The 17,217-nt window shown below is 71.8% G+C and carries 12 protein-coding genes; 5 read left to right on the plus strand and 7 right to left on the minus strand.

The annotated features are described in order from the left end of the window. Positions 1 to 7: 7 nt before the first annotated feature. From ACZ60Q_RS03180 to ACZ60Q_RS03190, 3 genes are all read left to right on the plus strand, one after another. Entirely contained in the window at positions 8 to 763 is a 756-nt protein-coding gene (locus ACZ60Q_RS03180; RefSeq protein ID WP_469627537.1) for an MBL fold metallo-hydrolase, read from the plus strand. 35 nt (positions 764 to 798) lie between these two features. Then, positions 799 to 1,617, plus strand: a complete 819-nt coding sequence (locus ACZ60Q_RS03185) for a DUF3097 domain-containing protein (RefSeq protein WP_469627539.1) — start codon at positions 799 to 801, stop codon at positions 1,615 to 1,617. Positions 1,618 to 1,787: 170 nt separating this feature from the next. Continuing rightward, a complete protein-coding gene (locus tag ACZ60Q_RS03190; RefSeq protein ID WP_469627542.1) occupies positions 1,788 to 4,664 on the plus strand; it encodes an ABC transporter substrate-binding protein in 2,877 nt (958 codons plus the stop codon). A 15-nt stretch (positions 4,665 to 4,679) separates the two neighbouring features. On the opposite strand, the gene hemW is transcribed toward ACZ60Q_RS03190, so the two are convergent. The 4 genes from hemW to ACZ60Q_RS03210 all read right to left on the minus strand — a co-directional run bounded on the left by hemW (position 4,680) and on the right by ACZ60Q_RS03210 (position 9,348). Beyond that, positions 4,680 to 5,921: a radical SAM family heme chaperone HemW gene (hemW, locus tag ACZ60Q_RS03195; protein ID WP_469627544.1), complete on the minus strand. Its 1,242-nt coding sequence runs from the start codon at positions 5,919 to 5,921 to the stop codon at positions 4,680 to 4,682. Between the two features lie 41 nt (positions 5,922 to 5,962). After that, the gene (locus ACZ60Q_RS03200; RefSeq protein ID WP_469627547.1) at positions 5,963 to 7,936 is read right to left on the minus strand and encodes a SpoIIE family protein phosphatase; all 1,974 of its coding nucleotides are present in this window, start codon (positions 7,934 to 7,936) and stop codon (positions 5,963 to 5,965) included. Positions 7,937 to 8,090: 154 nt separating this feature from the next. Then, complete coding sequence (locus ACZ60Q_RS03205) at positions 8,091 to 8,717, minus strand: tetratricopeptide repeat protein (RefSeq protein WP_469627549.1); 627 nt, start codon at positions 8,715 to 8,717, stop codon at positions 8,091 to 8,093. Positions 8,718 to 8,865: 148 nt separating this feature from the next. Beyond that, positions 8,866 to 9,348, minus strand: a complete 483-nt coding sequence (locus tag ACZ60Q_RS03210) for a DedA family protein (RefSeq protein ID WP_469627552.1) — start codon at positions 9,346 to 9,348, stop codon at positions 8,866 to 8,868. A gap of 457 nt (positions 9,349 to 9,805) precedes the next feature. Here ACZ60Q_RS03210 and ACZ60Q_RS03215 point away from each other — a divergent pair, with 457 nt between their 5' ends. Beyond that, entirely contained in the window at positions 9,806 to 11,035 is a 1,230-nt protein-coding gene (locus ACZ60Q_RS03215) for an MFS transporter (protein ID WP_469627555.1), read from the plus strand. Positions 11,036 to 11,212: 177 nt separating this feature from the next. Here ACZ60Q_RS03215 and ACZ60Q_RS03220 read toward each other — a convergent pair whose 3' ends face one another. Together ACZ60Q_RS03220 and lepA are read right to left on the minus strand one after the other, a co-directional pair. Then, complete coding sequence (locus ACZ60Q_RS03220) at positions 11,213 to 13,102, minus strand: AMP-dependent synthetase/ligase (protein WP_469627557.1); 1,890 nt, start codon at positions 13,100 to 13,102, stop codon at positions 11,213 to 11,215. Between the two features lie 255 nt (positions 13,103 to 13,357). After that, positions 13,358 to 15,232: a translation elongation factor 4 gene (lepA, locus tag ACZ60Q_RS03225; RefSeq protein WP_469627561.1), complete on the minus strand. Its 1,875-nt coding sequence runs from the start codon at positions 15,230 to 15,232 to the stop codon at positions 13,358 to 13,360. A gap of 215 nt (positions 15,233 to 15,447) precedes the next feature. On the opposite strand from lepA, the gene rpsT reads away from it, so the two are divergent. After that, positions 15,448 to 15,714, plus strand: a complete 267-nt coding sequence (gene rpsT, locus ACZ60Q_RS03230) for a 30S ribosomal protein S20 (RefSeq protein WP_018961227.1) — start codon at positions 15,448 to 15,450, stop codon at positions 15,712 to 15,714. Positions 15,715 to 16,118: 404 nt separating this feature from the next. On the opposite strand, the gene holA is transcribed toward rpsT, so the two are convergent. Further along, positions 16,119 to 17,105 (minus strand): DNA polymerase III subunit delta, encoded by a 987-nt coding sequence (holA, locus tag ACZ60Q_RS03235; protein ID WP_469627563.1) that lies wholly within the window; start codon positions 17,103 to 17,105, stop codon positions 16,119 to 16,121. Between the last annotated feature and the right edge of the window lie 112 nt (positions 17,106 to 17,217).

Here is a 17,217-nt window from a genome sequence, read left to right on the forward strand (position 1 = left end):
TCGTGGTATGGACGTCGCTTGGGAAGACTTCGGCTGGGAGCGGTTGGGAAACGGTATCGGCAGGCGGCGCCTCCCCGGCTGGGACGCCACCGCCGCGCTGGTCGCCGGGCCGGACGGCGTACTGCTGTACGACACCGGCGCCACGCTGCGCGAGGGCGTCGAGCTGCGGCGGCAGGCCGAGGCGCTGCTCGGGCGCAGGGTGACGCATATCGCACTGAGTCATCCGCACTTCGATCATGTGCTGGGCACCGCCGCGTTCGCCGGGGCCCAGGTGTACGGGGCGCTGGGCGTCGCGGACCTGTTGCGCGGCGGGGCGGAGAGCCTGTGCGCCTCGGCGGTGCGCCACGGGGTGCCGAAGGGCGAGGCGGCCCGCTCGGCGGACACGCTGGTGGTCCCGCACCACGAGGTGTGCGGCGACTGGACGCTCGACCTGGGCGGCGGCCGTCAGGTGCTGCTGGCGAACGTGGGCCCCGGACACAGCGGCCATGACCTCGCGGCACTGGTGCCGGGCACGGACGGCGAGCCTCCGGTGGTGTTCTGCGGCGATCTGGTCGAGGAGTCGGGAGAGCCGCAGGCGGGCCGGGACGCGATCACCTCGCGCTGGCCGGCCGCGCTGGAGCGGCTGCTGGCGCTGGGCGGCGAGGGCGCGCTGTACGTGCCGGGGCACGGGGCGGTGGTGGACGCGGCGTTCGTACGGGCGCAGCGGGCGTCCCTGGCGGAGCGCTTCGACGTGGACCTCGACCGGGGACCCGCCGTGGGATGAGCCCTGACGCGGGTACGGCGAATATCGTCGTGTCCATGCGCAGCTACCAGCCGGACCTGACCCCGCCGTGGAAGAGGTCCGCCCCCGTGCCCGAGGTGCCCGCCGAGCCCGATCTGGTCGTGGAGGAGGTCTCCACCGGCTTCTGCGGGGCGGTGATCCGCTGTGAGAGGACGGCCCAGGGGCCGACGGTGACCCTGGAGGACCGCTTCGGCAAGCACCGGGTGTTCCCGATGGAGCCGCGCGGCTTCCTGCTGGAGGGCAAGGTCGTCACGCTGGTGCGCCCGGGCCCCGGCGGCCCGGTGCGGCCCACCCGTACGGCCTCCGGGTCGGTGGCGGTGCCCGGCGCGCGTGCCCGGGTGGCGCGGGCCGGGCGGATCTATGTGGAGGGCCGGCACGACGCGGAGCTGGTGGAGCGGGTGTGGGGCGACGACCTGCGCATCGAGGGCGTGGTCGTGGAGTACCTGGAGGGGGTGGACGACCTTCCGGCGATCGTCGGGGAGTTCGCGCCGGGGCCCGACGCCCGGCTGGGGGTGCTGGTGGACCATCTGGTGCCCGGTTCCAAGGAGTCCCGGATCGCCGGGCGGGTGACCGGCGACCATGTGCTGGTGGTGGGGCACCCGTACATCGACGTATGGGAGGCGGTGAAGCCGTCCTCGGTGGGGATCGACGCCTGGCCGGTCGTGCCGAGGGGCCAGGACTGGAAGACGGGCGTGTGCCGGGCGCTGGGGTGGCCGGAGAACACCGGGGCGGCCTGGCAGCACATCCTGTCCAAGGTCCGCAGCTACAGAGACCTCGAACCCCAACTGCTGGGCCGGGTTGAGGAATTGATCGACTTCGTCACCCTTCCTGACTGACGTCCGGGGTCTGGGACCGGCCGGGGACCGGCCTGTCGCGGGACTGTCGAAGAGGATCTCGTCCGATCCCTATGAATGCCTGCGCCCCACGAGCACCATCGACTATTGAGGGGGGAGAACGGGCAGCCGGTTCACGGGCCGAGGGGCTCACGGGGGAAGGACACGGGACGATGGCGCGCGAGGTCTGGCGGGACAGTGCGGACAACGAGGCGGCCTCGGCCGTCTTCCACCTGATACAGCAGCTGATCGACCGGTACCGGGTCAACCGGCCGGTGATGCCGCTCGTGGTGGTCCAGGCGGCGGACGCCGGGACCGGTCCGGAGATCGACGCGCGGGTGGAGCAGCTCGTGCACCAGGTGCACCGGGCCAACGAGTTGCGCCGGGTGCCGGTGCGGCTGCTGGACGGCGAGGGGGCGACCCCGTACGAGGCGGCGCTCGACATGGTGCGCACGCTCTCCGAGAAGCCGTGGGAGACCCGCGAGAACACCCAGTACAAGACCTTCGCCTTTCCCCGCTCCCGGCTGCTCGGCGCGATCGAGCAGGCCACCACGACGGTGGTCGAGCAGTCCGACGGGAACACCTCCGCAGAGCGCGAGGAACGGATCCTGGAGCAGCTGAGCCGGTTGCGCTGGCGGTCCGGCCGGCCGCGCGGGGGCACTCGGTGGACCTCGCTGCGGCGGTCGGTGCGGCCCGAGACGTTCGTCGGCGCGCTCTTCATCGCCCTGCTCAGCGTGTTGCTCGGGGAGATCGGCTGGCTGCTGACGGCCCTGGTGGCGGCCGCCGCGCTGATCGGGCTCGCCGTGGTGGGCCTGGCGAGCCGGGCCGCGCCGCCGCTGCTGTGGCTGCGCCGGGCCAGCCGCTGGTTCGCCACCACCTCGTCCCTGGCCGCGTCCAGCACCGGCTACCCCTCGGACGGCTGGTCGTGGTTGTCGCCGAGCGGTTCGTGGCGGGTGATCCGGGCGCGGGCGGCGGCGGTCGCGGAGCGGGTGGCGGACGCGGGGGCGGGCGACGAGCACGCACGCCAGTTCCATCTGGAGCTGAGGGTGCAGGCGCTGCTGGAGGATCTGCGGCACAACTACCGCCCGCACTCCCTGGACTGGCGGCGCAGCAAGCGCACGGTCCCGCCGGTGGTGTTCCTCCCCCGGGCCACGCAGGACAACGGCGGCATCCTGCTGATCAACGCGATCAACAGCGTACGGTCGCGGCGCAGCGAGGTGGATCCGCTGCTGCTGCTCGCCTCGCTCCAGCCCCTCGAGATCATGCGGCACACCCCGCCGCTGCCCCCGGAGCGGCCGGGTCCCGGCGCGCCGTCCGGTTCGTCCGGGGCGCGGGCCCGCTACGAGCGCTGGGTGGACGATCTGAGCCTGGGCCAGTCGCCGGGGGCGGCCGCGACCCTGGCATGGGTGCTGCTGCTTCCGCTGTCCACCGAGAAGCTGACCCATGAGCACGCGCACGCCCAGCTCGTCACCCATCGGGTGCGGCGGACCTGGGCGTGGTGGGTGATGTCGCGGGCGAGCATCGCGGTGGTCGTCGTGGGGAGTCTGCTGGGGGCGTTCCTGTGGGCCGGGCACTGGCGCGAGACGTACTGCCACGGGCCGCTGACCGACCGCAACACGGACGCGATCTGGAACGGGAAGGGGGACGACCGGGAGTGCGTGGGGGTGGCGACCGCCTCCGAGGTGTACTTCGCGCGGGGCAACGGCCTGGAGCTGAACGGCGCCGGGAAGGGCATCACCTTCGAGCGGATCGAGCAGGCGATCCGGGACGAGAACGACGACATCGAGGCGACAGACGCGTACGTGAGCATCGTGTACGCCGGTCCGCTCACCGCCACGGGCAAGGACCGGGAGGCAACCCGCAAGGGCCTGGAGGAGCTGACCGGTGTCTATCTCCAGCAGCGGGCGGTGAACAAGACCGTGCGCCGGTCGGTGAGGCTGCGGGTGCTGACCGCCAACGGCGGCCAGGGCATGCTGCGGCAGCTCACCGCCGTGCGGAAGATCATCGAGGTGGCCCGGCGGGATCCGACGGTGGTCGGGGTGGTCGGTCTCGGCCGCAACACCCAGGAGAGCGAGAAGGCGACGAGGCTGCTGCGCGAGGCCGGGCTGCCGGTGGTGGACACGACGAACTCCAGCAGCGACCTGCCCCGGGAGTTCCCCAACTACTTCGGCCTCGCGGCGACGGACGAGGAGCAGACGCATGTACTGGGGCTGGTCGCCCGGCAGATCGCGAAGGGCCTCGACCGCCCGCACGGGATCGTGCTGTCGCGCGAGGACCGCAACGGGGACCTGGACCGGTACACCGCCGAACAGCGGGACGCGGGCCGGAAGATGCTGGAGGACGCGGGGTTCGAGCCGGGCAGGGACGTGACGTACGACCTGGCGGGCGGGGCGAGCCTGAACGCCCCGTTGACGACCATCTGCCAGGCCGAGCGGGTGCCGGACGCGCTGTACTTCGCCGGGCGGGTCGAGGACGTACCGACGCTGATGCGGGGACTGTCGGAGACGACCGGGTGCTCGGACCGGCGGATGACGGTGTTCACCGGCGACGATCTGACGAAGGGGACGTTCGATGACAGTACGTCCATCGCGGCCAACGTCACGCTCTACCACAGCTCGCTCGCCCCGCTGGACCGGGGGAAGAACCTCGGCTTCTACGGGGACTCGTACCGCACGCTGCGGGCGCTGCACCCCGAGGGGGAGGTCATCGCGCTGGCGTCGGGGCGTCCGGCGTACGAGGACGATCTGTTCGCCAGCGGGCAGACCGTCATCTCCTACAGCGCGACGGCCGCCCTGTACGACGCCGCCGCACGTGGCGACAAGCGCCGGAGCGCGGCGGAGACGTGGGCGACGCTGCACACGGTGGACCTCAACAACATGCCGACGGGGACGATCTCGTTCAGCCGGGCGAGGTCCTCGGTCTCCGACAACGTGCACGGTCTCAACATCGTCAAGGTGGTCCGCCCCGGGCCGGACGCCGAGCGGACCCTGGTGTGCGGCAAACCGGCCGGGATCGCGCCGCCGCTGACGGTGAGGGACTGCAAGCCGTGAGTCCCTCGCTCCGGGTCAGTCGACCAGGTCGCGGACGACGGCGTCGGCCAGGAGCCGCCCGCGCAGGGTGAGGACCGCGCGGCCCTTCCCGTACGGCTCCGGGTCCAGCAGCCCGTCGGTCAGGGCGCGGCGGGAGGCGGCGAGACCGTCGGGTTTCAGGAGGGAGAGCGGGCACCCCTCGCGCAGCCGCAGCTCCAGCAGGACGCGCTCGACCCGGCGGTCCTCCTGGCCGAGGATCTCGCGGCCCGCGCCGGGCGAGCGGCCCTCGGCGAGCGCCTGGGCGTACGCGCCGGGGTGCTTCACGTTCCACCAGCGGACCCCGCCGACGTGGCTGTGGGCGCCGGGGCCCGCGCCCCACCAGTCGGCGCCGCGCCAGTACAGCTCGTTGTGCAGGCAGCGGCCCGCCTCGGTGGTGGCCCAGTTGGAGACCTCGTACCAGTCGAAGCCGGCGTCGGCGAAGGCCCCGTCCGCGATGAGGTAGCGGTCGGCGTGCGCGTCGTCGTCGGTCATCGGGATCTCGCCGCGCCGGATACGGCGCGCGAGCTGGGTGCCCTCCTCGACGATCAGGGCGTACGCGGAGACGTGGTCGGGGCCCGCGCCGATCGCGGCGTCCAGGGTGGCCCGCCAGTCGTCGTCGGACTCGCCGGGGGTGCCGTAGATCAGGTCGAGGTTGACGTGGTCGAAGCCGGCCGCGCGGGCCTCGGCGACACAGGCCTCGGGGCGGCCCGGGGTGTGCGTGCGGTCCAGGATCTTCAGGACGTGCTGCTTGGCGCTCTGCATGCCGAAGGAGACCCGGTTGAAGCCGCCCTCGCGGAGCGCGGCGAGGTAGGCCGGGTCGACGGACTCCGGATTGGCCTCGGTGGTGATCTCCGCGTCGTCCGCGAGCCCGAACTCCTCCCTGATCGCCGCCAGCATGCGCACGAGGTCGGCGGCGGGCAGCAGGGTGGGGGTGCCGCCGCCGACGAAGACCGTGCGCACCGGCCGGGGGTCGTCGCCGAGGACCTTGCGGGCCTGGCGGACCTCCTCGATCAGGTGGGCGACGTAGTTGTCGCGGGAGGCCAGCGCCCCGCCGGAGCCGCGCAGCTCGGTGGCGGTGTAGGTGTTGAAGTCGCAGTAGCCGCAGCGGGTGGCGCAGTAGGGGACGTGCAGGTAGAAGCCGAGCGGGCGGTCGGCTGCGCCTTCCAGGGCGTGGCGGGGCAGCGCCCCGTCGTCGGGCACGGGCTCACCATCGGGCAGTACGGAAGGCATACCGCCCATTGTCGCTCGCCGCGGGAGCTTCCCCTACCGGGCACCGGTCCTCAGTCCGCGCGCAGCACCAGCAGGGCCACGTCGTCGTCGGGCGGCCGCTCGGCGAACTCGTGGACCGCCCGCCGGATCCGCTCGGCCGTCGCCTCGGCGGGCAGACCGGCGCACCCGGCCAGCACCCGGGCCAGCCCGTCGCCGTCGTCGAACATCAGCGGGCCCGACCGGCGCTCGGTCACCCCGTCCGTGACGCAGAGCAGGGTGTCGCCGGGCGCGAGGTCGAAGACCTGGCTCTCGTACGCCACGTCCTCGACGACCCCGAGCAGCACCTGGGGCTCGGCGGCCGGGCATACGGAGCCGTCGGGGCGCAGCAGCAGCGGCAGGGGGTGCCCGGCGCTGGCCACCGTGCAGCGGACCCCGCCGTCGGGGAGCGGCACGACCTCCCCGTACAGCAGGGAGAGGAAGCGTGACTGGGTGCCGTCGTGGAGCTGCCGGCCCCCGGCCGCGGCGACCATCAGGGCGGCGGCCTCGGCGGCCTCCATGGCGTCGTCCAGGAGCAGCCGGTTCAGCCGGTCCAGGACTTCCCCGACGCCGAAGCCCTCCCGGGAGAGCAGCCGCAGCCAGGGGCGGGCGAGGCCGGTGACGACGGCGGCCTCGGGGCCGGAGCCCTGGACGTCACCGAGGACGAAGCACCAGCGGTCGCCGGGGCACGGGAAGATGTCGTAGAAGTCACCGCCGACCACCCCGTCGTCGCTCGGTTCGTAGACGAGGGCGTTGGTGACTCCGGGAATCTCGGCGACCTTGCTGGGGAGCAGGCCGCGCTGGAGGATCCGGCTGATGGTGGCCTGCCGGGTGTAGGCGCGGGCCGCGCCCACGGCGAGGCCGAGACGGCGGACGAAGTCCTCGATCAGCGACGCCACCGCCTCCGGCACCTGGGCGACGCCCTCGCGGCCGACGAGGACGGTGCCGAGCGCCCGGCCGCCCGCGGTGATCCGGAACGCGAGCGCGGCCCCGTCCCGGCCGCCGGGGTGCGGGGGCGGGGCGGGGGTGTCCTCCCGGTCCTCCTCGACGGAGTGGGCGGTCCAGGGCACGGGGACGGAAACGGGACCGGAGCCGGCGCCGGCCGGGAGGCGCAGGGGCTGTCTCTCCAGGGCGGCGCGCAGAGGCTCGGTGCCGGTCTCGTCGCTGTGCCAGACGCGGGCGAGCCGGGGTTCGGCGGCCGGGCCCCCGCCCTCGGTCTCCAGCCAGATCGCGCACCAGTCCGCCAGCCGGGGCACCAGGAGCTGGCCCGCTATGGCCGCCACCAGGTCCTCGTCGAGCTGCCCGGCGAGCAGGTCGGAGGCCTCGGCGAGGAAGGCCGGGGCGCCCCGGCTGTCCCAGACGGCGTCGTCGCGCTCGGCACGCCGCGGGGCGGGGGCGAGGATCTCGGCGGCACGCAGGCCGCGTCTGAGGAACTCCCCGTCGGGCGGGGCGGGCGGAGCGCTCCAGTCGTCGACGGGGAGGCGCGCCCAGACGGTCTTGCGGCCGGTTCGGTAGGTGATGCCCCAGGAGTCGGCGAGGGTGGCGACGAGCTGGAGGCCCCGGCCGTACTCGGCGGGGTCGGGCAGCTCCCCCGCGCGCGCCCCGGCCGGTCCGGGGCCCGCCCCGGGCTCGTCGCCGCTCACCGGGCGGGCCGGGTGGTGGTCGGTGACCTCCAGGACGAGGGCGGCGGACGGCTCGTCACCGCCCTCCTCCTCCAGCCCGATGACCAGGTCGACGGTGGTTCCGGCGTGCACCACGGCGTTGGTGACCAGCTCGTTGGTGACGGTCACGGCGTCGTCGGCCAGCCGGTCGCTGAAGCCCACGGCCGCGGGCACCCCGATGCCGGTCCACTCCGCGAGTGCGGCCCGCACGAACCGGCGGGCGGCGGACGGGGCGAGCGGAATGCCGGGCAGGCTGGTGCGGCTGGCCAGGCACGGGCCGTACGCGTGCCCGGCACAGGGGGTACCGGAACGCTGCGGGGTGTCCCGCTGCAGGGGAATGGGCGCCACGGTGCGGCTCCTACGGTCCGACGACACCGACAGCGTGACAGACCGGCCGCAGCCATAAGCACCGAGTCACCGAAGTGGGCAGAAAATCGAGCAGATTCGAACGCAAGGCTTCGGGAAACGCAACGGGGACGGCAAGCGGAACCACGGCCGGTCGTCAGCGTGGGGCCAGGAGGAGATCCTCGTAGCTGTGGTGGTGGCGGGTGGTGGTGCGGTGGTGCAGCAGAGCCGCCGCGCGGGTGGGGTCGTCGGCGTCGATGAGGGCGCGGGCCAGGGTGTCCTGGACGATCTCCCGTTCCACCCGTACGCCTCCGATGCGTTCCGTCTTCCCGCCGAGGGCGGCGAGTGTGTCGGCCGCGGCGCGGGGGCGGCCGGCGGTGAGGTGCGCCAGTGCCCGGACAACGGGTGCCAGGACCTCGTGGTAATCGGGGCGCGGGTCGGCGGCAGCCCGACCGGCCAGGATCTCCAGGTCCTCGGTCGCGACGAGCATCAGGCGCCAGTTCGTCGCCGCCCGCATGCCCACGCCCTCACGCCGCAACGCCGTATCGGCCCGGTGGCGGGCATCGGCGAAGTCTCCGCAGGCGATGGAGTGCAGAGCGGCGTGCCAGATCAGATGCCCCAGCTGCACAGCCTGGGCGTCCTCCGCCAGCCACGCGTCCAGTATCCGGGTGGGGGCGGGACCCGCACCGAGCTCGTGCTCGGCGTGGGCGAGGGCGTGCACGACCACTCCTGAGCGGGGGTTGCGGGACAGCGCGTGTTCCGGGAACGCGGCGTTCGGCAACACGTGCGCGAGCCGGTCGGATGCGCGCGCCGAGGGTGCCACGGTCGCCGGGAAGCGGCCTGGGCTGTGCGGGCTGTGCGGGCAGCCGGCCGGACGGGCCGCCCACGGCGATCAGTCGCGACAAGGCGGAATCCGGCCGTGCGGAACGGATTCACGACGCGTCGGCGGCGGTGTCGCCGGAGGACGGAGCATTCCTTCTTCTGCGGTACACCACGGCCCCGCACACCGCGAGCAGGAGCACTGCCACGGCGGACACCCCGAAGACCGTCCGCTCGGCGAAGAGTCTCGCCAGTACCTTCAGCACGCCGAGCCCCGCGGTCGCGTAGATCAGCGCCCAGGCCGCTCCCCCCACGAACAGCGCGGGGAGATAGCGCGGCAACGGCATGCGCATGCTGCCGGCGAGGAAGTTGGCGGCGGTCTGGAACCCGACCGTCAGGAAGGAGACGGCCACCACCGGCGCGCCCCACCGCTGGATGGCGCGCTCGGCGCGCCGGAACTTCTCCGAAGAGGTCAGCCCCGCGAACCTGCCACGCCGGGCACCGGCTGCCGCGAGCCGGCCGACGGCGAACGTCCCTCCGGCGCGGAGCAGGACGATGACGTACAGGGCTCCGGCCGCGAGCGCGATCCTGTCCACAGTGCCCCACCTTGCGCGCAGGCCCGAGACCCGCGTTCTTCGTCACCCGCAGGAGCGGTCCCGCCCGGCCCGGCGCGTTACGTACGCGCGCGAGTCCGGTCGCCGTCTCTCACCTGCGCCCTGCCACTGTCCGTTCGGTCCGCCGGGTCTTCACCCGCGGCGCCCGAACCTGGACCCGCACGCTCCGGGCCCCCGGGCCTCGGCCCCCGGCCCCCGCCCAAGGAGAGGCCAGCCTAACCGAACGCGTACACGGCGGACGCGGGACTCCCGGCGAGTGCGCGCTCACCACCGCGGACGAGAGCGAGCGGGGCGCGGAGTACGCACAGGCGGCCAAGAAGCGGGAGTGCCACGACGACGGTCGCGGGTTCGGGCCGCCGGGCAGAATACTTACCACTCGGTCGGGATTTACCGTCAGGGCGAGTGTACGTTCGTACGCTCCGAGGTTATGGTCGTCCGCATGACCGTCGACATCGGGGCACGGCCTCTCCGCGCCGAGCGGCACGCACGGACCGCTGTAGCCGTCCTGTTCTTCACCAACGGGGCCCTGTTCGCCAACCTGCTGCCGAGGTATCCGCAGATCAAGGAAGAGCTCGCGATCAGCAATGGCGCCTACGGACTGGCGGTAGCCGCGTTCCCGGCGGGCGCCATCGCGGCCGGCCTCGCGGCAGGGGTGCTGATCCGCCGTGTGGGCTCGGCACAGGTCGCGGTCGTCGGCACCCTGCTGACGGCCATGGGGATCCTGGCCGCCGGCCTCGCCCCGTCGCCTGCGCTGTTCGCGGGCGCGTTGTTCCTGGCCGGAGCGATGGACGCACTGACGGATGTCGCGCAGAACGCTCACGGTCTACGGGTGCAGCGACTCTACGGACGCTCCATTCTGAACTCGTTCCACGCGATCTGGTCCATCGGCGCCGTCACCGGAGGACTGATGGCCGCCGGAGCGATGTCGCTGGGCCTGTCGCTCGGCGTCCACCTCGCGGTCTCGGCGACCGTCCTCGCTCTCGCCGCCGTGACCGCATGGCGCTTCCGTCTGCCCGGCCCGGACCACGAACCGGAGGCGACCGGCCCGGAACAACGAAACGCCGAGGGAACGGTCGGCGCCTCGCGCGTCGGGTACGTGCTGGCGGCACTCGTCCTGATCGCCATGGCCGGAGCTCTCGTCGAGGACGCGGGAAACTCCTGGGCCTCCCTTTACCTGACGGACACCCTGCGAACCTCCGCGGCACTCGCCGCCTGGGGTTTCATCGCCTTGGTGGGCGCCCAGTTCATCGGGCGCATCATCGGGGACCGTCTCGTCGACCGCTTCGGTCAGCGTGCTGTGGCCCGGACCGGCGGCCTGATCACCACGGTCGGCATGGGACTCGCGCTGGCGGTGCCGACGCTGCCCGGAACCATCCTGGGTTTCGCTCTGGCCGGCTTCGGAGTGGCGACCCTGGTGCCCGCGGCGATGCACGAAGCCGACGCTCTGCCCGGCCTCGAACCCGGATCAGGTCTGACGATCGTCTCCTGGCTCATGCGCCTGGGCTTCCTGCTGTCCCCACCGGTCGTCGGTCACGTCGCCGACGCGACCAGTTTGCGCACCGGCCTGTTGGTGATCCCCTTCGCCGGGCTGCTGGTGGTGGTGCTCGCCAGGGTCCTGCGAGGCCGCCGCGGCCTGAACTCGGCCCCTGTGGCGAACGAGCCGGCGTAGCGCGCCCGTCGACGTGCGCGCTACGCGCCTCCCGGCCGAGCAGGCCGTCCAGGAACCGGCGAACGGGGCGGCCGGACACCTGGGTGTCCGGCCGCCCCGCCTGTGCCCGTCCGGGGCCGAGCCCCCGGACGGAACGGTTGCCGCGAAAGGCCTGCGCCTCGCGCGAGCCCGCGTAACTCACACCTCGCGCGAGCCCGCGTACATCTCGTCGATGAGCCCCTGGTACTCCCGCTCGACGACCGGCCGCTTCAGCTTGAGGCTGGGGGTCAGCTCGCCGTGCTCGACGTCCAGGTCGCGCGGCAGGAGGCGGAACTTCTTGATGGTCTGCCAGCGCTGGAGGCCCTCGTTGAGGCGCTTGACGTACCCGTCGATCAGCTCGACGGTCCGCGGGGCGGCGACGACCTCCGCGTACGACCTGCCTCCCATGCCGTTCTCGGCGGCCCAGCCGAGGAGGGTGGGGCCGTCGAGCGCGATGAGCGCGGTGCAGAAGTTACGGTCCGCGCCGTGCACCAGGATGTTGGAGACGAACGGGCAGACCGCCTTGAACTGGCCCTCGACCTCCGCCGGGGCGACGTACTTGCCGCCGGACGTCTTGATGAGGTCCTTCTTGCGGTCGGTGATGCGCAGGTAGCCGTCGGCCGACAGCTCGCCGATGTCCCCGGTGTGGATCCAGCCGTCCGACTCCAGGACCTCCTCGGTCTTGTCGGGCAGGTTGTGGTAGCCCTCCATGACGCCGGGGCCGCGCAGCAGGATCTCGCCGTCCTCCGCGATGCGCACCTCGGTGCCGGGGAGCGGCTTGCCGACGGTGCCGGTGCGGTAGGCCTCGCCCGGGTTGACGAAGGAGGCGGCGCTGGTCTCGGTGAGGCCGTAGCCCTCCAGGATGTGGACGCCGGCGCCCGCGAAGAAGTAGCCGATGTCCGGGGCCAGGGCGGCGGAGCCGGAGACACAGGCACGCAGCCGGCCGCCGAAGGCCGCACGGATCTTGGAGAAGACGAGGGCGTCGGCGACCTTGTGCTTGGCGCCGAGCGCGAAGGGAACGGACGCCCTGCCGGTGCGGCGGAAGTTGTCCTGGGAGACCTTCGCGTACTCGCGGGCGACTCCGGCGGCCCACTGGAAGATCTTGTACTTGGCACCGCCCCCCGCGCGGGCCTTGGAGGCGACCCCGTTGTAGACCTTCTCGAAGATCCGGGGCACGGCGGCCATGTAGGTCGGCTGGACGACCGGCAGGTTCTCGATGATCTTGTCGATGCGGCCGTCGACAGCGGTGACGTGGCCGACCTCGATCTGCCCGGAGGTGAGGACCTTGCCGAAGACATGGGCGAGCGGCAGCCAGAGGTACTGCACATCGTCGGCGTTGATCAGCCCGGTCGAGACGGTGGCCTTGGCCATGTAGGACCAGTTGTCGTGCGGCAGCCGTACACCCTTGGGGCGGCCGGTGGTGCCCGAGGTGTAGATGAGGGTGGCGAGCTGGTCGGCGGTGATCGCGGCGACCCGCTCGGTGACCGCGTCCGGAGTCCTGGCGAGCAGCTCGTTGCCCTGGGACTCCAGCTCGGCGAGGGTGATGATCCAGCCCTCGGGGTCGTCATCGGCGGGCTCGACGCCGGCCGGGTCGATGACGATGACATGGGCGAGGTCGGGCAGCTCGGTACGGCATTCACGGGCCTTGGCCAGCTGCTCGGCGTTCTCCGCGATAAGAACGCGGCTCTCGGAGTCGGCCAGGATGAACGCGGACTCCTCCGCGTTCGTGGACGGGTAGATGGTGGTCGTCGCGGCGCCCGCGCACATCACCCCGAGGTCGATGAGGATCCATTCCACCCGGGTGGCCGAGGAGAGCGCGACCCGCTGCTCCGGCCGCACGCCCAGCGCGATCAGCCCGGCGGCGATCGCGTAGACCCGCTCCGAGGCCTGGCCCCAGCTCAGCGACCTCCAGTCGTCGGGACCCGAGCCCGAGGCCGACGGCACCGGATAGCGGTACGCCTCCCCGTCCGGGGTCGCCGCCACGCGGTCGATGAAGAGGGCCGCCACGGAGGGCGGCCGGTTATCGATCAAGGTCTGTGTGTCGCTCACGACGTCCTCCGGGCCTGCGGCATTGCTACGACCGGCTTCTTTGATACGGCGACCAGCTGCTGTCGTCCTGCTGCCTACTGCTCTCGTTCTGTTGCGCAACCTGCTTGTTCGGGCTTGTTTAACTGACCAGTAACCATCGAGTCGTGATCAGACTAGAGCGCGCCTGTCCGCCACGTAAGAGGCAACGGACCGCGGTTTTCATAACGAAAGGGCCCTCACGCCGGTACCGCGGCGTGGGGGCCCTTGGGGTGTGGACTACTTCTTGCCCTTGCTCTCACCCGCGGACTCGTCGGTCGACAGGACGGAGATGAAGGCGTCCTGCGGAACCTCCACGTTGCCGACCATCTTCATCCGCTTCTTGCCTTCCTTCTGCTTCTCCAGCAGCTTCCGCTTACGGGAGATGTCACCGCCGTAGCACTTGGCGAGGACGTCCTTGCGGATGGCACGGACGGTCTCACGGGCGATGACCCGGGCGCCGATGGCCGCCTGGATCGGCACCTCGAAGTTCTGCCGGGGGATGAGCTTCTGCAGCTTGGCGACGAGCCGCACACCGTACGCGTACGCCTTGTCCTTGTGGGTGACCGCGGAGAACGCGTCCACCTTGTCGCCGTGCAGCAGGATGTCGACCTTGACGAGCTCGGCCGACTGCTCGCCGGTGGGCTCGTAGTCGAGGGAGGCGTAACCCCGCGTCTTGGACTTCAGCTGGTCGAAGAAGTCGAAGACGATCTCCGCGAGCGGCAGGGTGTAGCGGATCTCGACCCGGTCCTCGGAGAGGTAGTCCATGCCGAGCAGGGCGCCGCGCCGGTTCTGGCACAGCTCCATGATCGCGCCGATGAACTCGCTCGGGGCCAGCACCGTGGCGCGGACGACCGGCTCGTGCACCTTGTCGATCTTGCCCTCGGGGAACTCGCTCGGGTTGGTGACGACGTGCTCGGTGCCGTCCTCCATCTCGACGCGGTAGACCACGTTGGGCGCGGTGGCGATCAGTTCGAGGCCGAACTCGCGCTCCAGCCGCTCACGGACCACGTCCAGGTGGAGCAGGCCGAGGAAGCCGACGCGGAAGCCGAAGCCGAGCGCGGCGGAGGTCTCCGGCTCGTAGACCAGGGCGGCGTCGTTGAGCTGGAGCTTGTCCAGCGCCTCGCGCAGGTCCGGGTAGTCCGAGCCGTCCAGCGGATACAGCCCCGAGAACACCATCGGCTTCGGGTCCTTGTACCCGCCCAGCGCCTCGGTCGCCCCCTTGTGCAGGGAGGTGATCGTGTCACCGACCTTGGACTGCCGGACGTCCTTCACACCGGTGATGATGTAGCCGACCTCGCCCACGCCGATGCCGTCGGCCGGGGTCATCTCCGGGGAGGACACCCCGATCTCCAGCAGTTCATGGGTGGCGCCGGTCGACATCATCCGGATGCGCTCGCGCTTGTTGAGCTGGCCGTCGACGACACGGACATAGGTGACGACACCGCGGTACGAGTCGTAGACCGAGTCGAAGATCATCGCGCGGGCGGGGGCGTCCGCGACGCCGACCGGGGCCGGCACGTCCCGTACGACCCGGTCGAGCAGCGCCTCCACGCCGACGCCGGTCTTCGCGGAGACCTTGAGCACGTCCTCGGGCTGGCAGCCGATGAGGTTGGCCAGCTCCTCGGAGAACTTCTCCGGCTGCGCGGCGGGAAGGTCGATCTTGTTGAGCACCGGGACGATGGTGAGTTCGTTCTCCATCGCGAGATAGAGGTTGGCCAGTGTCTGGGCCTCGATCCCCTGCGCGGCGTCGACCAGCAGGACCGTGCCCTCGCAGGCCGCGAGCGAACGGGAGACCTCGTAGGTGAAGTCCACGTGGCCCGGGGTGTCGATCATGTTGAGGATGTGGGTGGTGCCCGTGTCCTCACCCGTGTTGGGCGCCCAGGGCAGCCGGACCGCCTGGGACTTGATGGTGATGCCGCGCTCGCGCTCGATGTCCATCCGGTCGAGGTACTGAGCACGCATCTGCCGCTGGTCGACCACTCCGGTCAGCTGAAGCATCCGGTCGGCGAGGGTCGACTTGCCGTGGTCGATGTGCGCGATGATGCAGAAATTGCGGATCAGCGCCGGGTCGGTACGGCTCGGCTCGGGCACGTTGGAAGGAGTCGCGGGCACGCAGGGTCCTGTTTCTTGAGACGCCGAACGCCGTGTCTCGGGTCGATGTCGGGTCGGTCGGATCGATACGTAGGCTCCATCGTCCCACGCCTGCGGGCCAGTGACCGGTTTGGGCCGGTCGGAGGGTGACTGCTACCGTGGGCAGCTGTGCCTCGTGGCTCTCACGAGCGGCGAGGCTCACCTAGAAGATCCAACGAACCTGAAAAGGCTCTTTCGTGGCGAACATCAAGTCCCAGATCAAGCGGAACAAGACCAACGAGAAGGCGCGCCTGCGCAACAAGGCCGTCAAGTCGTCGCTCAAGACCGCGATCCGCAAGGCCCGCGAGGCCGCCGTTGCCGGTGACGTCGAGAAGGCCACCACGGCCGTCCGCGACGCTTCCCGTCAGCTCGACAAGGCTGTCTCGAAGGGTGTCATCCACAAGAACGCCGCCGCCAACAAGAAGTCGGCGCTGGCGTCCAAGGTTGCCGCCCTGCAGGCCTGAGCTTCTTCCCGAAGCTCACTGATGTGACCGCCGGAACGGACCAGACGGGCCCTCTCTCCCGCCCCTGACCGGCATCCCGCGCCGCACACCGAACCTGCGTTCGCCACGCGGGTGCGGCGCACCAAGAGTGTGAACCGGAAGCCCCGATCCCCGATCTCCCCAGATTGAGGATCGGGGCTTCCGTGCGTGGGGCATCCGTCCGTGGGGCTGTTCCAGCCCGTGCCGGCTCTTTGAGGGCGGAACCGGTGCTCACACGAGGGACCGCGCCTTCCGAGCGCGGTGCCGGGGCCATCCAGCCCGTCCGAAACCGTCCCAGCCCGTCGGGCGGGACATCCAGCCCGTCCAGCGCTTGAGGACGGCACCGTCGGGCCTAGGGCTCCGCACACCGAGGCTCCCTCGAAGGGCTACCGCCCCGCCCGCGCGGCCCGGGCGACAACGACGACGGCCTTCTCCAGGGCGTACTCGGGATCGTCCCCCCCGCCCTTCACCCCCGCGTCCGCCGCCGCCACCGCCCGCAGGGCCACCGCGACCCCGTCCGGCGTCCATCCCCGCATCTGCTGCCGCACCCGGTCGATCTTCCACGGCGGCATGCCCAGCTCCCGGGCCAGATCGGCCGGCCGGCCACCCCGGGCCGAGGACAGCTTCCCGATCGCCCGCACCCCCTGCGCCAGCGCACTGGTGATCAGGACGGGCGGGACCCCGGTCGACAACGACCACCGCAGCGCCTCCAGCGCCTCCGCCGCGCGCCCCTCGACCGCCCGGTCGGCGACGGTGAACGACGAGGCTTCCGCCCGCCCGGTGTAATAGCGCCCGACGACCGCCTCGTCGATCGTGCCCTCGACGTCCGCGACCAGCTGGGAGACCGCACTCGCCAGCTCCCGCAGATCGCTGCCGATGGAGTCGACCAGCGCCTGGCAGGCCTCCGGCGTCGCGGACCGTCCATGTGTCCGGAACTCCGACCGCACGAAGGAGAGCCGCTCGGCGGGCTTGGTGGTCTTCGGGCAGGCGACCTCTCGTGCCCCGGCCTTGCGCGCCGCGTCCAGCAGCCCCTTGCCCTTGGCCCCGCCCGCGTGCAGCAGGACAAGCGTGATCTCCTCGACCGGCGCGCCGAGATACCCCTTGACGTCCTTGACCGTGTCGGCCGAGAGGTCCTGCGCGTTGCGCACGATCACGACCTTGCGCTCGGCGAAGAGCGAGGGGCTGGTGAGCTCGGCGAGCGTGCCGGGCTGCACCTGGTCGGACGCCAGATCACGTACGTCCGTGTCGGCGTCCGCAGCACGGGCGGCCGCCACCACCTGCTGCACCGCACGGTCCAGGAGGAGGTCCTCCTGGCCCACGGCGAGGGTGAGGGGCGCGAGCGGATCGTCGGTGGAATTCTTCCTGGTGGCCATCGCGATCCAGCATCCCACGCCCCACTGACAGCCCGGACAGCCCGGACAGCCCGGACAGCGCCGTGCCCCGGCCGCCCGGGCACGGGGCACGGATGCCCGTACCGGAGAATGA

It is taken from the genome of Streptomyces sp. NPDC104313, assembly GCF_055583985.1.

What these genes read in the sequence shown, in the direction of transcription:
- ACZ60Q_RS03190 (WP_469627542.1), top strand. Translation starts at nt 1,788, where the DNA reads ATGGCGCGCGAGGTCTGGCGGGACAGTGCGGACAACGAGGCGGCCTCG.
- ACZ60Q_RS03215 (WP_469627555.1), top strand. Translation starts at nt 9,806, where the DNA reads ATGACCGTCGACATCGGGGCACGGCCTCTCCGCGCCGAGCGGCACGCA.
- hemW (WP_469627544.1), bottom strand. Translation starts at nt 5,921, where the DNA reads ATGGGCGGTATGCCTTCCGTACTGCCCGATGGTGAGCCCGTGCCCGAC.
- holA (WP_469627563.1), bottom strand. Translation starts at nt 17,105, where the DNA reads ATGGCCACCAGGAAGAATTCCACCGACGATCCGCTCGCGCCCCTCACC.
- ACZ60Q_RS03185 (WP_469627539.1), top strand. Translation starts at nt 799, where the DNA reads ATGCGCAGCTACCAGCCGGACCTGACCCCGCCGTGGAAGAGGTCCGCC.
- ACZ60Q_RS03180 (WP_469627537.1), top strand. Translation starts at nt 8, where the DNA reads ATGGACGTCGCTTGGGAAGACTTCGGCTGGGAGCGGTTGGGAAACGGT.